This window comes from Achromobacter sp. 1L-A-4-B-C2 (assembly GCF_057291955.1).
The window spans coordinates 342,096-359,198 of sequence record NZ_JBXAWP010000001.1 but is presented as its reverse complement, the minus strand read 5'-3'; the positions used below and the strand labels follow the sequence as shown (position 1 = coordinate 359,198).

Genomic DNA, 17,103 nt, shown 5'->3' with positions numbered 1-17,103 from the left:
CCTATGGCTGCACCATAGGCAGTGCGTGCTACGCTGCCCGAATGCGATTCGACCTGACCGACCTTCGTCTATTCCTGAACGTATACGAAACCGGCTCCATTACCGCCGGCGCGCAGCGTACGCATATGACGCTGGCGTCGGCCAGCGAGCGCATTCGTGGCATGGAAGGCACGTTGGGCGTCGCCCTGTTGCTGCGCGCGCATCGCGGGGTCGAGTCCACGCCCGCCGGACGCACGCTGGCGCATCACGCGCGTGTCGTGCTGGGGCAAATCGACCGCATGCGGGGCGAACTTGACCACTACGGCCAGGGCTTGAAAGGGCACGTGCGCGTGCTGTGCAATACCACGGCGCTTACCGAGCACCTGCCGCCGGTGCTGGGCGATTTTCTGCGCGACCATCCGCGTGTCTCGGTGGACCTGCAAGAACGCACCAGCGTGGAAATTGCCGATGCGCTGCGCGCGGGCGCTTGCGACATCGGCGTGCTGGCCGATTCGGCTGACTTGCAGGGCCTGCACACGCGCGTCTTCCGCCACGATCCGCTGACCTTGGTGGTGCCGCGCGGCCATGCGCTGGCGAACCGGCGTTCGGTCACGCTGGCCGAGGTGGCTGACGCGGATTTCGTGGGGCTGATTGAAGGCAGCGCGCTGCAAGAACATTTGGCGCATCACGCGCGCCGTGGCGGCAAGATGCTGTCGTACCGCGTGCGCCTGCGCGGCGTTGACGACGTGTGCAAGATGGTGGGGCGGGGCGTGGGCATTGCCATTGTGCCGCGGGCCGCCGCCGTGCGCCTGGGCAGGACGGCCGGCGTGCAACGCGTGGCGCTGGCGGACGATTGGGCCACGCGCGATCTGGTGCTGTGCGTGCGCGACACCCTGCCGGCGTACGCGGATGCGCTGGTGTCCTACGCGTTGCGCGATGCGCCGGTCAAGACCCCGCCAGCGGGCGAGCCTTTGGCAGATGGCCGCGCTGAAACCAGGAGCCTGACGCGATCGCGACCAGGATGATCAGCCCGTACAGGCACATTGCCACGGCCGCCACCAGGAAGAAAACCGTCAGTGACCCCGTCAGGTGCAGCGCGAGGCCGCCCGCGCCCACGGCGGTGACCAGGCGCAGGCAACCGGCCAACAGCGGCCACTTCAACCGGCCCGCGCCCTGCGAGGCAAAGTACATCGAAAACCCCAACGCAAAGAATCCATACACCGGCCCGACCGTTTGCAGGTAAAGGGCGCCGGCTTGCAGCATGTGGTCTTCGGCGCCGAACAATCGCAGCCAGGCTTCCGGGAAAAACGCCGCTGCCAGGCCGATGGATTCGGCCAGCACGAACGCCATCGCGCCGCCCGTCAACGCGATGCGCACGGCGCGCTCGGGCTGCCCCGCGCCGATGTTGGAGGCCACCATCGCCACCATGGGCGCGCCCAGCCCGAACGCGATGGGCATCAGCAGGTATTCCAGCCGCACGGCAATGCCGTAGCCGGCCACCGCCGCCGTGCCGGCATAGGCGCCGACCAACGCGGCAATCAGCGCTACCTGAGCGTTTGTCAGCAGTGGATTCAACGTGGCCAGCGCGCCCACGTTAAGAATGCTGCGCATCAGGGACAGGTGCAGTCGGCTGATGACCAGCCGCGCGGGGTTGCGGCCGCTGGCGCAGTAGACGCCCAGGACCAGCGCGCCCACGCCGTAGTAGATGACCAGCGCCCAGCCGCCACCCGCCACGCCCAGCGCGGGAAACGGCCCCCATCCGAAGATCAGGCAGGGCGACAAGGGCACCAGCAACAGCGCGCCGCCGCAGATCACCGCGCCCGGCACCAGCATGTTGCCGGTGCCGCGTATGACGCTGGCAAAGGCGTTCATCAACCACATCAGGATGATGCCGCCAAAGATGACATTGGAGTACGCCAGCGCCGCGTCCAGCGCTTCGCCCTGCGCGCCCAGTGCGCGATACAGTTGCGGGCCGAAGACCAGCAACAGTACACAGAACAGCAGGCCCAGCAGCGCGTTCAGCACGACGGCGTGCAGCACCAACTGGTTGGCCTCTTCCTGGCGCCCACCGCCCAGCGCGCGCGCCACGGCGGCCGAGATGCCGCCGCCCATCGCGCCTTGCGACATGTTGCCCATCAGGAACAGCACCGGCACGACCAGCGCCACGCCCGCCAGCACCGATGTGCCCAGCCGCGCCAGGAACCAGGTTTCGATCAGGCCGGTGGCGGACTGGGCCGACATCATCAGGATATTCGGCCAGGCCAGGCGGGCCAGCGTGGGGGCAATGGGCGCATGAAGCATCGCTTGCAGGCGCGCGTTGGCGGGGCGTGGCGGGGGAATCGCTGACATGGTTGGCGGCCGGAAGGGGGGGCGATGGCTAGGGCGGAGTCGGGGGCGAAAGGGGGCGCTGCAAAGGCACTGCGAAGGACACGGTAAAAGGCGCTACGAAAGGCACGGCAAAGGCGCTACGAAAGGCACGGCAAAGGCACTACGAAAGGCACGGCAAAGGCGCTACGAAGACACGGCAAAGGCGCTACGAAGACACGGCAAAGGCGCTGCCTCGGCGCGTCACGAGGTGGGATAAAATTTACGTGCATATGCCAATATCTGTCAACAATGCGCTGGACGCCGGCCGTTCCCGGCAGTAGCGTATTGAGCTTGCCCGATCCACTTTGCCTGCCCGTTTGCCACGCACATGTCCGACGCTGAACCCGCCACGTCCGGCCCAACCTCCGGCCCGATCCCCGACCCGCTCGTCTGCAACGGCGCCGCCTTGCGCAAGGCGACCCGGCGCGTCTCGCAGCTGTATGACACGGTGCTGGCGCCTTGCGGCTTGAAGGTGTCGCAGCATTCCATCCTGGTGCACATCGCCCGTGCCGGCACCCCGTCCATGACCGACCTGGCGCGCGCGCTGGTGCTGGACCGGTCCGCGCTGGCGCACAACCTGAAACCGCTGGAGCGCGACGGCTATGTAGAAACCTCGCGCGACGAACGCGATGGCCGCAGCCGCCGGGTGGCGCTGACCGACGCGGGCCGTGCCAAGCTGGCGGAATCCAAACGCTTGTGGAAGGATGCGCAGCGCCGTTTTGAAGCGGCCTACGGCACCGAACGCGCGGCCGCATTGCGGCATGCCTTGGCGGATATTTTTTCCGAGGACTTCGCCCTGGCCTTCAGCCGGGGCTAGCGCGCGCGGCCACCGCCTGCCACAGCACGCCGGCCAGCACACAGCCCATGCCCAACGCTCGCGCCGCCGTCACCGTTTCGCCCAGTACCGTTGCCGCCAGCAGCACGGCGCACGTCGGCGCCAACGCAGTGAACAACGCCGCTTCCGCGCCGCGCACGCGCGCCGCGCCCGCATACCAAAGCAGGAAGCCGCCCACCGTGGGCACCAGCGCGTAGTAGCCCACGGCCATCATCGCGCCGCTTGAAAAGGTGAGCGACCACGGGGCTTCGGTCACGCTGGCCAGCGCCGAAAACGCCAGTCCAAACCCGGCCATCACCGTCGACAACGCCAGCGGCGGCACGGGCACGTGCAAGCGTTTGTTCAGCAGGATGAACAGCCCTTCGCACACGACCGCGCCCAGAATCAGGGCGTTGCCGGTCCATGACGCGGGCGTGTCCGCGTCACCACCGCCCCGCGCCATCAGCGCGACGCCCGCAGCGGCCACGGCAATCGCGCCCAATGTCGCCTTGCCCGGCCGCTCGCCCAGCAGCAGCATCGCGATGCCCGCGGACACCAGCGGCAGCGTGCCCAGGATGACGCCGCCGTCCACCGCCGACGCGCGCTGCAAGCCGGCGATCAGCAATGTCGTATAGCCCACGCTGCCGGCAATGGCTTGTGCGGCCAGCAGCATCCAGTCGCGTCGGCCCAGGCGCGGCACGCGGGCGCCGGTGGCGGCCATCAACACCGCAAAGCACGGCAGCGCCAGGGCAAAGCGCAAGGCGGTGGCGGTAAAAGGCGGCATGCCGGCGCCGATGATCTTGCTGGCCACCACCGTGCTGCCCACCAGCACCATGGCCCCCGCCAGAAAGCCATAGCCTTGGAACCTGTCCCTTGCGTTCATTGCCCCGTCCTTGCTGAAGAAAGCCGCAGCATGGGCCGACGCGCGCACGCGGTCTTGAATGAAATTGCAGGGCTGGGTCAGTAGGAGGGCGGTATCGGCGGCAGAGGTCTGCCTTGAACGAGCGTGCATTGCCGCATCGGGCAGCAGTGGTCCGCCGTGAGGAGGATTGCGCCACCGCATCGCGCGACAGTGCCCGCCCTTGAGTCCAATTCCATGGAATGAAACGCCACTGCCGCCTCAGGCGGCGCGGGCCGCTGATGCGTAATGGCCGGGCGACACGCCGTAGGCGCGCGCGAACAGCCGCGTCATGTGGCTTTGATCGGCAAAGCCGCTGGCGGCGGCGACGTCGGCCAGCGGCATGCCGCGCCGGATCAGCTGCCGCGCCAACAGCAGCCGACGTTGTATCTGATAGGCGTGCGGCGTCATGCCGGTGGCGCGTGTGAAGGCGCGCAGCGCTTGATAGCGGCTGAGTCCGCTGGCGGCGGCAAGGTCGGCCAACGACAGCACGGCGGCGGGGGTGTCGTCGATCAGGCCCTGCGCATGGCGGATGCAAGCGGGAACACCCGCGCGCGCATCCGGCGCCAAATCGGGCGCGCGCTCGCCGTGCGCCTGCATCAGGATGCGCAGCAATAACGCGTCGCTAGCCAGCGGGGCAGGGCTGCCGATGGCGTGCGCGTACAAGCGCAACACGTCGCGGGCAAGGTGGGGCTGGTCGCGTGCCGGGTAGACGAATTCGTAGGCGGCGGCCAGGCCGCCGGCTTCGGCAAGCTGGCCGGCGGCGTCCATCACCACGTCCGGGTCCAGGTACAGCATCTGCCAGGCGCGCGGCGTGTCTCCGATGGGCGCGCCGTCGTGCACTTCGCCGGGGTTGACGGTAATGACGTGGCCTGGGCCGGCCGTGACCTGGCCCCGGCCGCTGTGGGACACCTGCGCGCCCTGGCGCATCACGCCGATACCGAACTGATCATGCGTATGCCGCGTGAACGCATGGCGGCTGCGCGCGGCAACGGCCTGCACGCCGGCAAGCACGCTGCGCTGCATCTGGAATTGACCGGAAGGCATGGACGGATAGGGTGGGGCTGGGCGCGTGGCGGTGGCCCAGTATCGCTTGCCGATCCCGACGCGATCAAGCCTATTGCAAGCCGTTCCAGCGCGCCACCGACGGCTCGGCCGCCGCCCATTTCCACTGGCCGTTTTGCTGGCGGCAGATCAGGCTGGTGTAGGCGGGGGCGGGCGCGTCTTCCTGCTCGACCGTGAACAGCACTTCGCGGCAGCGGGTCAGTGGCGTGTCGATATCGCGCACCACCTGGATGCCGCCGTTCTCGTTACCCACGGGCAGCGCATGCCGGATCTGCCAGTGGCGGATCTGGCCGATCGGCAGGTCGCCCGCCGCGTTGGCCATCACGTTCTGTTGATCGTTCTTCCATTCGCGCAGCACGTATTTCACCGTGGCGTCCACGGCGGCCTGCACGGTCACGCCGATGGCGTAGCCCGCAACCGGGTTGGCCGTGGCCGCGCCGCTGACGGTGCCGACCACGGCGCCCGTGGCCCCGCCGATTGACGAGCTCTGGCAGCCGGACAACAGGGCGCCGGCCATCAGCGCCAACACACAAACACGCGGGATCACTGCAACGACCCCCAACGCGCCGTGGCCGGCTCGGCGCTGGCCCAGCGCCACTGCGCGCCGTCGCGGCAGATGGTGGTGACGTAGAACTCGCGCGCGAGTTCGTCCTCGGCCTTGTTGGAGGGCTTGTGGGTGGCCTTGTTGGCGGCCTTGTCGGCGGACTTGTCGGGCGATTTATCGGCAGGCTTATCGGCTGGCGTGTCGATAGAAAACACGACTTCCTTGCATTGCAGCCCGACGCCGCCGATCAAGCGGCTGACGGCAACCTGCCCCTGCGCGTCGCTTTCGATGGGAATCTGGTGCTTGACGCGCCACGGGCCCACGGCGCCTACGTCCAGCGCGCCGGCGGCTGTGGCGATGGCGTCTTGCTCTTCGCCGCGCGTCTTGCGCTGCGCGTAGGCCAGGGCCGCTTTCGCCCCGGCCTGTACGCCCAGGCCGATGCCGGTGGCCACGGTGGCGTTGTCGGTAACTTTGTTGGCAATGGCCGTGCCCGCGATACCGGCGGCCGCGCCGGTGCCTTCGTTAAGCATCGAATTGCAGCCGGACAGCGCGGCGGATGCGGCAAGGCCGATCAAGGCAAGGGCAAACGCGCGGCGCGGCGCGCGTGAGGGCGGGGTGGGGAACAAGCGGCGGCCTCCTGCATGAATCTTGGCGCCGCAAGTATAGGATCGGGGTGGCCGCGCACGGGCCAACGTTTGCATTGGTTGACAATTTTGTCGACAAACGCCCGCTTCAAGGCCTCCCGTCAATTCCCCGGCCGCGCGCCCTTGGTGTAGACCTCGCGCAGCTTTGACGCGAACAGCGCGTCCACGTTGCGCCGCAGGCCATCGGCCCGCGTGAACAGCGAGATCGGCGGCAGCGTCCAGTCAAACGAATACGGCACGATGGCCGCGCCCGCAATCCGCACCAATTCGTCGGCGATATCGGCCGGCAGGATCGACACGGCGCGGTCGCTGGCCACAATCATTTCGCCGATCAGCTTGGACGAATCGCTTTGCACCGATGGCGGCGGCGGCGCCACCCCCGCACGCAGGAAAATCTCCGCCACCTGGTCCCGGATGGGGCTGCCCGGCGTGCCCAGAATCCAGTCCAGGTCGGCCAACCGCTCCCATTCCAGCCGCGACCGCCCCAGCCGCGCCGCCAGGCGCCGGCTGGCGATCAGGCGGGGCTGCTGGTGGTACAGCACTTCAAAATCGATATTGCTCAGGTCGACCGACGGCGTGGCCCAGCCCACCACCACATCCAGCGTGTGGTCGCGCAGCTGGCGCAGCAGCGCGGGGCCCTGGCCTTCGTGGATGGTTGCGGTAATGCGCCGGCCTTGCGGCAAGGTGCGGCCAATGGCCGCCGACAGCATCTGGCCCGACACAAACGGAATGACGCCAATGTGCAGATGGGCGGCATGGCCCGCCGCCACCGCCTCCATTTCCTGCACCAGATGGCCCAGGTCGTGAACCAGCCCACGCGCCCGCGCCAGCACCACGGCGCCCAGCGGCGTGGGCGTCATGCCGCGCACCGAGCGGTCGAACAGCGGCACGTCGAACATGCTTTCCAGTTCAGCCAGCGCGTTGGTCACGGCGGGCTGGCTGGTGGCCATGTGTTCGGCCACGCGGGTCAGCGATCCGTGCTGCTCGATCTGTAACAGCAGCATCAGGTGGCGCATCTTCAGCCGCGAGGTCAGTTTCCGGATTACCGCATCCGGGTCAAAGGCCGTCATAGACACGTCATAAGGTAAAGGTAATGGGACGATATTAAATCCGAATCAACACCTTATGTCTGCCCGCCTAGAATTTTTCCCATATTCACGCCACCCTTTTATTTCGCCACACGAGGCTACCGCCGCATGAATTCGCCCTCCGACCGCCAGGCAGCATTGGACTATCACGAGTTTCCCACCCCGGGAAAGATTTCAGTGGTGGCGTCCAAGCCGCTCGTCAACCAACGCGATCTGGCGTTGGCGTACTCGCCGGGCGTTGCCTCTGCCTGTGAAGAAATCGTGGCCGACCCGGCCAACGTCTACCGCTACACCGCACGCGGCAACCTGGTGGGCGTGATCACCAACGGCACGGCCGTGCTGGGCCTGGGCAACATCGGCGCGCTGGCCTCCAAGCCCGTCATGGAAGGCAAGGCGGTGCTGTTCAAGAAGTTTGCCGGCCTGGATGTGTTCGACATCGAAATCAACGAAACCGATCCGGACAAGCTGGTCGAGATCATTGCCGGGCTGGAAGCCACTTTCGGCGGCATCAACCTGGAAGACATCAAGGCGCCCGAATGCTTCACCGTCGAGCGCAAGCTGCGCGAACGCATGAAGATTCCCGTGTTCCACGACGACCAGCACGGCACCGCCATCACGGTATCGGCCGCGTTCATCAACGGCTTGAAGGTCGTGGGCAAGGACATCAAGAAGGTCAAGGTCGTGACCTCGGGCGCCGGCGCTGCTGCCCTGGCGTGCCTGGATTTGATGGTGGACCTGGGCCTGCCGCTGGAAAACATCTGGGTCACCGACATTGAAGGCGTGGTCTACGAAGGCCGTGTCGAACTCATGGACCCGGACAAGGCGCGCTTCGCGCAAAAGACCGATGCCCGCAAGCTGGCTGAAGTGATTCAGGACGCCGACGTGTTCCTGGGCCTGTCCGCCGGCGGCGTGCTCAAGCCCGAGATGGTTGCGGCCATGGGCACGCGCCCGCTGATCCTGGCGCTGGCCAATCCCACGCCGGAAATCCTGCCGGAAGTGGCGCATTCCGTTCGCGATGACGTGGTCATGGCCACCGGTCGTTCCGACTACCCGAACCAGGTCAACAACGTCCTGTGCTTCCCGTACATTTTCCGGGGCGCGCTGGACGTGGGCGCCACCACCATTACCCGTGAAATGGAAATGGCCGCCGTGTACGCCATTGCCCAGTTGGCGGAAGAAGAGCAGAACGAAGTCGTTGCGGCCGCCTATGGCACCTATGACATCTCGTTCGGCCCGGAATACCTGATCCCCAAGCCGTTCGACCCGCGTTTGATCGTGCGCATCGCGCCGGCCGTGGCCAAGGCCGCGATGGACGGCGGCGTGGCCACGCGCCCGCTGGCCGACCTGGAAGCCTACGAAGAACAGTTGCAGCAGTTCGTGTATCACTCGGGCGCGTTCATGAAGCCGCTGTTCTCGGCCGCCAAGCGCATCGTGCGCGGCGGCGGCAAGGCGCGCATCGTGTTCACCGAAGGTGAAGACGAACGCGTGCTGCGCGCGGTGCAGGTCGTGGTTGACGAAGGCCTGGCCCGTCCGATTCTGGTGGGCCGCCCCGCCGTGCTGCTGTCGCGCATCGAGAAATTCGGCCTGCGCCTGCGCCTGGGCGAAGACGTTGAAGTGACCAACCCCGAATACGACGAACGCTTCCATCAGTACTGGACGACGTACTGGGAACTGATGTGCCGGCGCGGTATCACCAAGGAAATGGCGCGCGTGGAAATGCGCCGCCGCCTGACCTTGATCGGCGCAATGATGGTGCACCTGGGCGATGCCGACGGCATGGTCTGCGGCACGGTGGGCGCCTACCACGACCACCTGCGTTTTGTGGACGAAGTGATCGGCCGCCGTCCGGGCGCCAACGTGTATGCCGCGATGAACATCCTGCTGCTCAACGAGCGCACGGTGGTGTTGGTGGACACGCATGTCAACGATGAGCCCACGGCCGAGCAGATCGCCGAGTTCACGGTGATGGCGGCGCAGGAAATGGCCCGCATGAATCTGGCGCCCAAGGTGGCGCTGCTGTCGCGGTCGAATTTCGGCACGGGCAGTTCCGCGTCGGGCGCCAAGATGCGCCGCGCGCTGGAGCTGGTGCGCGACGCCGCGCCCGAGATCGAAATCGACGGCGAAATGCACGGCGATTGCGCGCTGGACGAAGCGCTGCGCATGCGCATCCTGCCGTCGTCCACGCTGAAAGGTGAAGCCAACCTGCTGGTGTGCCCGAACGTGGATTCCGGCAACATCGCCTACAACCTGCTCAAGACGGCCGCGGGCGGCAACGTGGCGGTTGGCCCGATCCTGTTGGGCGCGAACGCTCCGGTGCACATCCTGACGTCCAGCTCCACGGTGCGCCGCATCATCAACATGACGGCAATGACCGTGCTGGACGCCAACCGCGTCGAAACGTCGGCCTGAGGCTGAGGCGTTTCGCGCGTGGCTGCAATTAACGCCATCGTCAACGCCGTCAATCAACGCTAGCGACCCTTGCCGGCACCAACGCCAGCAACCAACGCCCCGACCCCCCGCCTTACGCGCGGCGGCTCGGGGCGTTTTTTTTCATGCCTTCAACGGCGCGCCGGCAGCTGGCGGACGTCACCCCGAAGGCAAGCTGGCCGCCACCCCTGACGCTACCCCGCGCTACCCCCACGCCAAGGCTCAAGGCAGATGCGGCAACAGCCGCTGCGGCAGCGAATAGTTGTCGATATGGTCGCGGAACGCCGCAATGAACAGGTCTTCGGCCGCGCTGCGGTGCGCGTCCCCGTGCCAAAGCAGATGCAGGTCCGCCGCGCACACGCCTTCGCCCGGTGGCAGCCGCCACAAGCGGCCCTCGGCAAGATCGGCCTGCACGCTGTGTTCCGGCAGGCAGCCGATGCCAAAGCCCGCCACCAGCAGACGCTTGACCTCGTCATGCTGTGACGACGTTGCAATGATGCTGCCCGAGAACCCGCGCTGGTCACGAAAGATCGTCAGCGGAGACAGGCTGTCGCCCAGGGCGTCGCTGGCAAACGAGACAAAATTCTCGTTCAGCAGATCTTCCATGCGGATGTCCGTGCGCCCGAACAGCGGATGGTGTTTGCCGCAGAACATCGCGTAGCGCTGTTGCAGGAACAGTTTGTGGTCCAGCCGCTTGGGAATCTGTCGGCATAGCGCGATGCCCGCCGTCGCGCCCCGCTGCTGCAACACGTTCACGATTTCGCTGCTGGGCAACACGTCCAGCTGAACTTCTATGCGCGGGTGCGCCCGATGAAAGCGCACCCAGAACTCGTCATACACCGCCGAATGAATGCGGCTGGCCACCAGCAGATGGATGCGGCCCACGGTTTGTTCCTCGGCCTGCGCCACGTCGCTGACCAGTTGCGACACGTTGCCGTGAATGGCCAGCGCAGCCTGGCGCACCTCTTCGCCGGCCCGCGTGATGGCAAATTTGGAGTGATGCCGTTCGATCAGGCGGCGATCCAGCTGCTGTTCCAGCCGGCGCAACGCCTGGCTGACCGCTGACTGCGTCAGGTGCAGTTTGATAGCAGCGCCGCTAATGCTGCGCTCTTGCGCGATGACCAGAAAAGTCCGCAGCAGGTTCCAGTCCAGGCGATCGCCCACGCGCGTAATCGTCGTGGGAAGAATCGATTTATCTTTCATAACACATTGATCGGTAACGATTTGGTGGGGCGCGGTGGAGGCGAAGGCGCAATGCCCGGACATGATATCCGAACATTAATCCTGCTTAAGTCAATGATAAGAAATCAGAAATTGACCGCTCCCACGGGCGCGGGCGATAAAGCCGCCATCAAATCCAAAAAATCCCAAGGAGAAATCATGACGGCCCCCGCCCATCCATCCGCCGCCAGGCAACCGGTGCGCGCCGCCGCCGCGGCTTTCATCGGCACCACCATCGAGTGGTACGACTTCTACATCTACGCCACCGCCGCCGCGCTGGTGTTCGGCAAAGTGTTCTTTCCCACCGCCGACCCCTTCGTCAGCACGATGGCGTCCTTTGGCACCTTCGCGGCGGGCTTTCTGGCGCGGCCGCTGGGCGGGCTGGTGTTCGGCCACCTGGGCGACCGCGTCGGCCGCAAGAACGCGCTGATGGCCACGCTGGTCATCATGGGCGTGGCAACCGTGGGCATCGGCCTGCTGCCCAGCTACACGCAGGCCGGCATGCTCGCGCCCGCGCTGCTGTTGGTGTTGCGCCTGGCGCAGGGCCTGGCGGTGGGCGGCGAGTGGGGCGGCGCGGTGTTGATGGCAGGCGAACACGCCTCGCAACGGCGGCGCACCTTCGCGGCATCCTTCGCGCAGCTGGGTAGCCCGGCAGGCTTGATCCTGTCGCTGGTGGCGTTCCGCCTGATCACGACGCTGGACGAGGCCGACTTCCTGGCCTGGGGCTGGCGCATCCCGTTCCTGGTCAGCGCCGTGCTGCTGGTAGTGGGCTACTTCATCCGCATCGGGGTCAGCGAATCGCCCGACTTCGCGAAGGTGCTGGCGCAGCAGGAAACCTCCGAAGTGCCCGCGCGCGAAGTGCTGCGCACTGCGTGGCGCACCGTGCTGCTGTGCATGGGCGTGTGCACCGTCGCCATCGGCGGCATCTATTTCACCAACACGTTCATGCTGGCCTACACCACGCAAACGCTGGGCCTGGACCGCGCGATGATCCTGGACTGCCTGTTCGCCGTCGCCATCATCCAGCTGATCGTGCAGCCGCTGGCCGCCTGGTTCGCCGAATCGCTGGGCACATCGCGCGTGCTGATGATCGCGGCAGCGTGTTCGGTGTTGGCGCCGTACCCGATGTTCATGCTGGTCAGCCAGGCCACGCCGCTCAGCATCGTGGCCGGCATCGCCATCGTGCTGGTGTTCATGGCAACCATCTATTCGGCAATGGCCGGCTTCATCAGCGCGGCCTTCGAGACCCATGTGCGTTATTCGGGAATCTCGCTGTCGTACCAATTGTGCGGGGCCGTTGCCGGCGGGTTCACGCCGTTGATTGGCACCTGGCTGTCGCACCAATATCCCGGCCAGTGGCTGCCGCTGGCGCTGTTCTATTCCGCGCTGTCGGCCATTACGCTCGTGTCGATTTGGGGCTTGGCCAACCACCAGCCGCGCCGCGCGGCCAGCGCTCGCACCGTCACGCCGGCCGCGTAAGCCGGGCGCTCAACATTCCTCTTCAAGGAGACTTCATGGACACCACCCAAGCCCCCGCCGCGTTGACGGCCGAACAGACGCGCCGCATTCTGCAGGCGGTCGATGACCGCTTTGATGCGCAACTGGCCTTCACGCAGGAACTGGTGCGCTTTCCGTCCTTGCGCGAGCAAGAGCACACGGCACAGGACTTCCTGTACGAGGCGATGCGCCAACGCGGCTTTGCGATGGACCGCTGGAAGATCGACGTCAAGGACATCGAATCGCATCCGGGCTTCGGGCCCGTCACCGTCTCGTACGAAAACGCCTTCAACGTGGTCGGCACCTACCGGCCCGACGTGCAGACGGGCCGCTCGCTGATCTTGAACGGCCACGTGGACGTGGTGCCCACGGGCCCGCAGGACATGTGGAGCCGATCCCCTTGGGACCCGGCCATCATCGACGGCTGGATGTACGGACGCGGCGCCGCCGACATGAAGGCCGGCCTGGCCGCCAACCTGTTCGCCTACGACGCTTTGCGCGCGGCCGGCTACGCACCCGCGGCGCCGATCTACTTCCAGTCCGTGGTGGAAGAGGAATGCACGGGCAACGGCGCGCTGGCTGCGTTATTGCGCGGCTACAAGGCCGACGCCGTCATCATCCCCGAGCCCGAAGAAAACATGCTGGTGCGCGCCAACGTGGGCGTGTTGTGGTTCAAGGTCCGCGTGCAAGGCCACCCCACCCACACGCGCGAAATGGCCAACGGCTTCAACGCCATCGACGCCGCCTACGCCACTATCGAAGCGCTGCGCAAGCTGGAAACCAAGTGGAACGGGCAGCATCATTGCCACCGCCATTTTGAACACCTGGACCACCCCATCAACTTCAACATCGGCAAGATCGAAGGCGGCGACTGGCCATCCACCGTGCCGCCCTGGTGCGAATTCGACGTGCGCGCCGCCATCTACCCCGGCACGACAGCGGACGAAGCCCGCGCCGAAATCGACGCCTGCCTGCGCGACGCCGTGTCCGACCCCCGCCTGGGCGGAACACCGCCAGCGGTCACCTACACCGGCTTCTACGCCGAAGGCTACGTGCTGGAAGAAGGCTCCGACGCGGAAAACACCCTGCGCGAATGCCACCGCCAGGCCTTCCAAAGCGAGCTGCAAAGCTTCACCACGCCCGGCTACCTGGACGCCCGCGTCTTCGTCATCTACGGCGACATGCCCACCCTGGTCTACGGCCCCAAGTCCCTGGACATCCACGGCTTCGACGAACGCGTGCACCTGGAATCGGTACGCCTTATCACCAAGACCATCGCGCTGTTCATTGCGCAATGGTGTGGGGTGCGGGAGTGAGGTAGGTAGAAGTTCGGTCGGGGTTTCCTGCAAACAGGCGGGCAAGGAATCGATCGCGTATTTCGGTGCGTTCGACCTTTGCCCCATCCCCGACAAACACGTCGACACGGCTGAACGGCTGCGTCAGCTCGATATGGTCAGCGCTGTGGCCCGGAAAAGTGATCAAGATCCACATGCCGGGCTCGGGAAACATGGCCGTGCGAAATCTCAAGGTCTGGCCGGGGCTCATGCCAAGCTTGCGCGTGTCGTCGTTGTCGTTGAAAAAGACGCTGACGCGGCCGGTGGCATGTTCCGAGTAATGCACCACCACCACGGGCGAAAACGCACCCCAGGCGGCGGAAAATACCCAGATGCATGCCAGCAATCCCAGGATGGCGCAAAGCAGGCGCGCTACGAATCGCATGCTTGCGTGCTTTCAACGGCTGCATTCATGGCGTTCCTTAGCCCGATGCTCTGCGATTCCCCAAGGCAACGGTACGGCGGAAATTCGTTTCAACAGCGTAGCCGAGGTCAGTTCGTGAGGCTTGGCGGCGGCATAGAGATCGCATCCCAGTTTGATTGAAATGTGGTCCGGCACATCGTCCGCGCTGGCCGGCCACGGGCCGTTGGTCCAATGATCTTGATTGGTCTGGCTGACATACGCCCTCCCACGCAAATTAGACTGGCTTCGAGTCTATTGAATTTGCAACGGGCCAGACGATCTAATGGGAAAAATCGGACTACTACGAGCGGATTCGGAATTGATCCGATGCCGACAGGGACAAGCTGCCCGCCGCGCGGGGACGTCAGAGCATGTCAGGTGTGGCGAAATCGGCCGGTGGGCATCGGCGCATGGGGCGACCGAATAAGAACAGCCCCCAGCTGTAAAGCAGGAGGCTGCGGTGTAGCAGGTCTTTCGCTATCGGGTCGGCTCGGATTCCGCCTATCCCCGCATCAAGTACTGCTGGCCTTCCAGGTGCCGTCCGGTTGCTTGCAGAACCAGAATTGCCATTTCTCGGTGGTGCTGCTGCGGGCGAAGTCGGCGACCAGGAAGCGGCAGACGCGGTCGTCCTTGATCTTGCTGGTTTGCGTGGGCGTCAGTTGTACGGTGATTGGCGCGGCGCGCTTGGGCTGGGTCTTGCTGGTCCATTCGGTGCGCTGGCCGTCGGCCGATTGGTTCAGCGCCTGGGCGACGGCTTCGTGGAACGAGGTGCGGTCGCCGTTGGGAATCTGCGTGATGAGAGAATTATTCAGCATCACCGGCGGTGCGGCGACGGCGGCTGCCGACATGCCGCTTGCGATGAGCAAGGCGGCGAGAACGCGGGTGTATCTCAAGATAGGCTCCCTGTCTGATGAGTCAGATTTTCTTGCTGGCACTGGAGCCGATAGTACGCGAACGCGTTGCGTTTGCCACGCACGTTGCCGCCCCAAAAAAAGGCCGCCTGGTTCAAGGCGGCCAAGGTACAACAGGGAGGGGGTAATCGTGGTCAGGCGTGGTCAGGCGTTGTCAGCCAGATCAGTTGCCGTGGTAGACGCCGGCGAAGGGCATGTCGTTGGGCTCAACGTTGGAGACCAGGCCGGCAGCCTTGGCGGTAGCCAGTTCGGCTTGGACGTCCGCGCGGGTCTTGCCCGATTGCGGGGCACCGTAAACGCCCTGGAAGGGCACGTTGTTCGGTTCCACGTTGGTCACCAGGCCAGCGGATTTGGCGGCGGCCAGTTCGGCCTGCACTTGCGCGCGGGTCGGGCCTTCGTACTGCGTGCCGTAAACGCCTTGGAACGGCACGTTGTTGGGTTCGATGTTTTGCGATGCGTAGGCGCCGGCGCTCAGGGCGGCAAAGGACAACATCAATGCGGTAGCTAGGGTCTTCTTCATGGTAAATCTCCGATTTCAAGAGCCTTGGGTGCGAATCAGGCGGCCTATCCGTCGTGGTTCGTTGCTGTTTCCCGATGACTGAATTCTGCGCCGATCCCGGGTAGGGATAAACCCGGATATCCGTAAAAGATATTTCCATCAATGGAAGAATATCGTTCGATTTTCCGATTTATTCCATTTATGGAAGCCATAGCGTCCCCCCAGGCGTCTTAGAGGAGCCCGCATGGAACAGGTCCGGCTTACCGGTGTACGAGCCACGCTCTTGATTACGCTGTACGCCAAGGCAGCGGAAAGCCGCCTGCCTGGATCGTTGTTGCAGGACCGGTACGCGGCCGAGGCCGTGGCGCGTATCGACCATGATTTCGCCGCGCTGCGCATGAGCCGCGACGCCATGATCGGGCTGTCCATGCGCGCGTACACGCTGGATGCCTGGGTGCGGGAATTCCTGGCCGCGCACCCCGACGCCACGGTGCTGCATCTGGGATGCGGGCTGGACAGCCGGGTATTTCGGGTGGACCCGTCACCCGGCGTGGGGTGGTTCGATGTGGACTACCCCGATGTGATCGCGCTGCGGCGCGCCGTCTATCCCGACCGGCCGGGCTGCGTATTGCTGGGTACGTCGTTGGCCGAACTGGACTGGCTGGCGCGCATTCCCACGGACAAGCCAACGCTGGTGGTGGCCGAAGGGCTGCTGCTGTATTTGCACGAAGCGCAGGTACTGAACTTGCTGCGGGTGATCACCACGCAGTTTCCCTCGGGCGAGATCGTATTCGACGCCTACTCGCGGCTGGGGCTGGCGCTGGCCTCGCGCAACCCCATGTTCCGCGCGACCGGCGCGCCGATGCGGTGGAACCTGGAGGACGCGCAGATGCTCGAAGCGCAGGTGCCGGGTCTGCGATTGCGCACCGAACAGTGGGTGTACGAAGAGGCCGGCGCACAATGGGCGCGGTTCAGTGGGCCTGCACGCGTGGGCGTGTGGCTGATGCGGCGTGTGCCGCTGCTGCGCAAGCTGGGCAGGTTGCTGCGTTACGGTTACTGAGGCGTGCAGGGGCGTGCAGGGCGTGCAGGGGCGCGAAGGCGCGCAAAGGCGCGCAATGGCTTCCGGCAGTACCGATCAGTAGTGCGGCGGTAGCTCGTCGCGCAGGCTGCGAAAGGGCGCGGCGCCTTCCGGGGCTTGTTGGCGCAGGTCGGCCACCTCGCGCTGCAGGCGCTCTATTTGCTGTTGTTGGCGGACGATAATCTGGTTCAGTTGTTCCAACAGATCATCCGCAAAGCTGGACTTGATTTCCAGCTCTTGCAGGCGGCGTTCTATGTCTTGCATGGGTTCCATGGCGGCTATTAGACCCTTTCCTGCCGCGGATTTCCAACGGAACACGGGATCTTTCAGGCTT

General features: G+C 65.5%; 17 protein-coding genes. 6 read left to right on the top strand and 11 right to left on the bottom strand.

What is annotated here, in order from left to right:
- Positions 1 to 41: 41 nt before the first annotated feature.
- Positions 42 to 1,004 carry a LysR substrate-binding domain-containing protein gene (locus AC0Z35_RS01725; RefSeq protein ID WP_485131518.1) on the top strand — a complete coding sequence of 321 codons (963 nt, stop codon included), beginning with the start codon at positions 42 to 44 and terminating at the stop codon, positions 1,002 to 1,004.
- Here AC0Z35_RS01725 and AC0Z35_RS01720 read toward each other — a convergent pair.
- The gene (locus tag AC0Z35_RS01720; protein WP_485131519.1) at positions 925 to 2,328 is read right to left on the bottom strand and encodes an MATE family efflux transporter; all 1,404 of its coding nucleotides are present in this window, start codon (positions 2,326 to 2,328) and stop codon (positions 925 to 927) included. The two genes, AC0Z35_RS01725 and AC0Z35_RS01720, sit on opposite strands and share 80 nt — an antisense overlap.
- A 346-nt stretch (positions 2,329 to 2,674) precedes the next feature.
- Here AC0Z35_RS01720 and AC0Z35_RS01715 point away from each other — a divergent pair, with 346 nt between their 5' ends.
- A complete protein-coding gene (locus tag AC0Z35_RS01715; RefSeq protein ID WP_485131520.1) occupies positions 2,675 to 3,163 on the top strand; it encodes a MarR family winged helix-turn-helix transcriptional regulator in 489 nt (162 codons plus the stop codon).
- On the opposite strand, the gene AC0Z35_RS01710 is transcribed toward AC0Z35_RS01715, so the two are convergent.
- The 5 genes from AC0Z35_RS01710 to AC0Z35_RS01690 form a co-directional block, all read right to left on the bottom strand.
- Positions 3,150 to 4,043 carry a DMT family transporter gene (locus tag AC0Z35_RS01710; RefSeq protein WP_485131521.1) on the bottom strand — a complete coding sequence of 298 codons (894 nt, stop codon included), beginning with the start codon at positions 4,041 to 4,043 and terminating at the stop codon, positions 3,150 to 3,152. The two genes, AC0Z35_RS01715 and AC0Z35_RS01710, sit on opposite strands and share 14 nt — an antisense overlap.
- A 237-nt stretch (positions 4,044 to 4,280) precedes the next feature.
- Complete coding sequence (locus AC0Z35_RS01705) at positions 4,281 to 5,105, bottom strand: helix-turn-helix transcriptional regulator (protein WP_485131522.1); 825 nt, start codon at positions 5,103 to 5,105, stop codon at positions 4,281 to 4,283.
- A gap of 70 nt (positions 5,106 to 5,175) precedes the next feature.
- Positions 5,176 to 5,670, bottom strand: coding sequence for a hypothetical protein (locus tag AC0Z35_RS01700; RefSeq protein WP_314365489.1), 495 nt, complete (start codon positions 5,668 to 5,670; stop codon positions 5,176 to 5,178).
- Positions 5,667 to 6,293 (bottom strand): hypothetical protein, encoded by a 627-nt coding sequence (locus AC0Z35_RS01695; RefSeq protein ID WP_485131523.1) that lies wholly within the window; start codon positions 6,291 to 6,293, stop codon positions 5,667 to 5,669. Before AC0Z35_RS01695 ends, AC0Z35_RS01700 begins: the two co-directional genes overlap by 4 nt.
- Before the next feature lie 119 nt (positions 6,294 to 6,412).
- Positions 6,413 to 7,381, bottom strand: coding sequence for a LysR substrate-binding domain-containing protein (locus AC0Z35_RS01690; RefSeq protein ID WP_046805149.1), 969 nt, complete (start codon positions 7,379 to 7,381; stop codon positions 6,413 to 6,415).
- A 126-nt stretch (positions 7,382 to 7,507) separates the two neighbouring features.
- On the opposite strand from AC0Z35_RS01690, the gene AC0Z35_RS01685 reads away from it, so the two are divergent.
- Complete coding sequence (locus tag AC0Z35_RS01685; RefSeq protein WP_485131524.1) at positions 7,508 to 9,808, top strand: NADP-dependent malic enzyme; 2,301 nt, start codon at positions 7,508 to 7,510, stop codon at positions 9,806 to 9,808.
- Between the two features lie 240 nt (positions 9,809 to 10,048).
- Here AC0Z35_RS01685 and AC0Z35_RS01680 read toward each other — a convergent pair whose 3' ends face one another.
- Positions 10,049 to 11,029, bottom strand: a complete 981-nt coding sequence (locus tag AC0Z35_RS01680) for a LysR family transcriptional regulator (RefSeq protein ID WP_046805154.1) — start codon at positions 11,027 to 11,029, stop codon at positions 10,049 to 10,051.
- Between the two features lie 177 nt (positions 11,030 to 11,206).
- Between AC0Z35_RS01680 and AC0Z35_RS01675 the strand changes: the two genes are divergently transcribed.
- Together AC0Z35_RS01675 and AC0Z35_RS01670 are read left to right on the top strand one after the other, a co-directional pair.
- Entirely contained in the window at positions 11,207 to 12,526 is a 1,320-nt protein-coding gene (locus AC0Z35_RS01675) for an MFS transporter (protein ID WP_485131525.1), read from the top strand.
- 35 nt (positions 12,527 to 12,561) lie between these two features.
- Positions 12,562 to 13,860: an ArgE/DapE family deacylase gene (locus AC0Z35_RS01670; RefSeq protein ID WP_046805156.1), complete on the top strand. Its 1,299-nt coding sequence runs from the start codon at positions 12,562 to 12,564 to the stop codon at positions 13,858 to 13,860.
- Here AC0Z35_RS01670 and AC0Z35_RS01665 read toward each other — a convergent pair.
- From AC0Z35_RS01665 to AC0Z35_RS01655, 3 genes are all read right to left on the bottom strand, one after another.
- The gene (locus AC0Z35_RS01665; protein ID WP_485131526.1) at positions 13,829 to 14,263 is read right to left on the bottom strand and encodes a hypothetical protein; all 435 of its coding nucleotides are present in this window, start codon (positions 14,261 to 14,263) and stop codon (positions 13,829 to 13,831) included. The two genes, AC0Z35_RS01670 and AC0Z35_RS01665, sit on opposite strands and share 32 nt — an antisense overlap.
- Before the next feature lie 530 nt (positions 14,264 to 14,793).
- Positions 14,794 to 15,174, bottom strand: a complete 381-nt coding sequence (locus AC0Z35_RS01660) for a hypothetical protein (RefSeq protein WP_052946030.1) — start codon at positions 15,172 to 15,174, stop codon at positions 14,794 to 14,796.
- Positions 15,175 to 15,355: 181 nt separating this feature from the next.
- Positions 15,356 to 15,712 carry a DUF4148 domain-containing protein gene (locus AC0Z35_RS01655; RefSeq protein WP_046805157.1) on the bottom strand — a complete coding sequence of 119 codons (357 nt, stop codon included), beginning with the start codon at positions 15,710 to 15,712 and terminating at the stop codon, positions 15,356 to 15,358.
- Between the two features lie 223 nt (positions 15,713 to 15,935).
- Between AC0Z35_RS01655 and AC0Z35_RS01650 the strand changes: the two genes are divergently transcribed.
- Positions 15,936 to 16,751 (top strand): class I SAM-dependent methyltransferase, encoded by an 816-nt coding sequence (locus AC0Z35_RS01650; RefSeq protein WP_485131527.1) that lies wholly within the window; start codon positions 15,936 to 15,938, stop codon positions 16,749 to 16,751.
- A gap of 75 nt (positions 16,752 to 16,826) precedes the next feature.
- On the opposite strand, the gene AC0Z35_RS01645 is transcribed toward AC0Z35_RS01650, so the two are convergent.
- Entirely contained in the window at positions 16,827 to 17,042 is a 216-nt protein-coding gene (locus tag AC0Z35_RS01645) for a SlyX family protein (protein ID WP_120156796.1), read from the bottom strand.
- Positions 17,043 to 17,103 lie beyond the last annotated feature (61 nt).

Excerpts from the sequence above, each read along its gene's own strand:
- AC0Z35_RS01725 (WP_485131518.1), top strand. The coding sequence starts at position 42 with ATGCGATTCGACCTGACCGACCTTCGTCTATTCCTGAACGTATACGAA.
- AC0Z35_RS01720 (WP_485131519.1), bottom strand. The coding sequence starts at position 2,328 with ATGTCAGCGATTCCCCCGCCACGCCCCGCCAACGCGCGCCTGCAAGCG.
- AC0Z35_RS01715 (WP_485131520.1), top strand. The coding sequence starts at position 2,675 with ATGTCCGACGCTGAACCCGCCACGTCCGGCCCAACCTCCGGCCCGATC.
- AC0Z35_RS01710 (WP_485131521.1), bottom strand. The coding sequence starts at position 4,043 with ATGAACGCAAGGGACAGGTTCCAAGGCTATGGCTTTCTGGCGGGGGCC.
- AC0Z35_RS01705 (WP_485131522.1), bottom strand. The coding sequence starts at position 5,105 with ATGCCTTCCGGTCAATTCCAGATGCAGCGCAGCGTGCTTGCCGGCGTG.
- AC0Z35_RS01690 (WP_046805149.1), bottom strand. The coding sequence starts at position 7,381 with ATGACGGCCTTTGACCCGGATGCGGTAATCCGGAAACTGACCTCGCGG.
- AC0Z35_RS01685 (WP_485131524.1), top strand. The coding sequence starts at position 7,508 with ATGAATTCGCCCTCCGACCGCCAGGCAGCATTGGACTATCACGAGTTT.
- AC0Z35_RS01680 (WP_046805154.1), bottom strand. The coding sequence starts at position 11,029 with ATGAAAGATAAATCGATTCTTCCCACGACGATTACGCGCGTGGGCGAT.
- AC0Z35_RS01675 (WP_485131525.1), top strand. The coding sequence starts at position 11,207 with ATGACGGCCCCCGCCCATCCATCCGCCGCCAGGCAACCGGTGCGCGCC.
- AC0Z35_RS01670 (WP_046805156.1), top strand. The coding sequence starts at position 12,562 with ATGGACACCACCCAAGCCCCCGCCGCGTTGACGGCCGAACAGACGCGC.
- AC0Z35_RS01665 (WP_485131526.1), bottom strand. The coding sequence starts at position 14,263 with ATGCGATTCGTAGCGCGCCTGCTTTGCGCCATCCTGGGATTGCTGGCA.
- AC0Z35_RS01655 (WP_046805157.1), bottom strand. The coding sequence starts at position 15,712 with ATGAAGAAGACCCTAGCTACCGCATTGATGTTGTCCTTTGCCGCCCTG.
- AC0Z35_RS01650 (WP_485131527.1), top strand. The coding sequence starts at position 15,936 with ATGGAACAGGTCCGGCTTACCGGTGTACGAGCCACGCTCTTGATTACG.
- AC0Z35_RS01645 (WP_120156796.1), bottom strand. The coding sequence starts at position 17,042 with ATGGAACCCATGCAAGACATAGAACGCCGCCTGCAAGAGCTGGAAATC.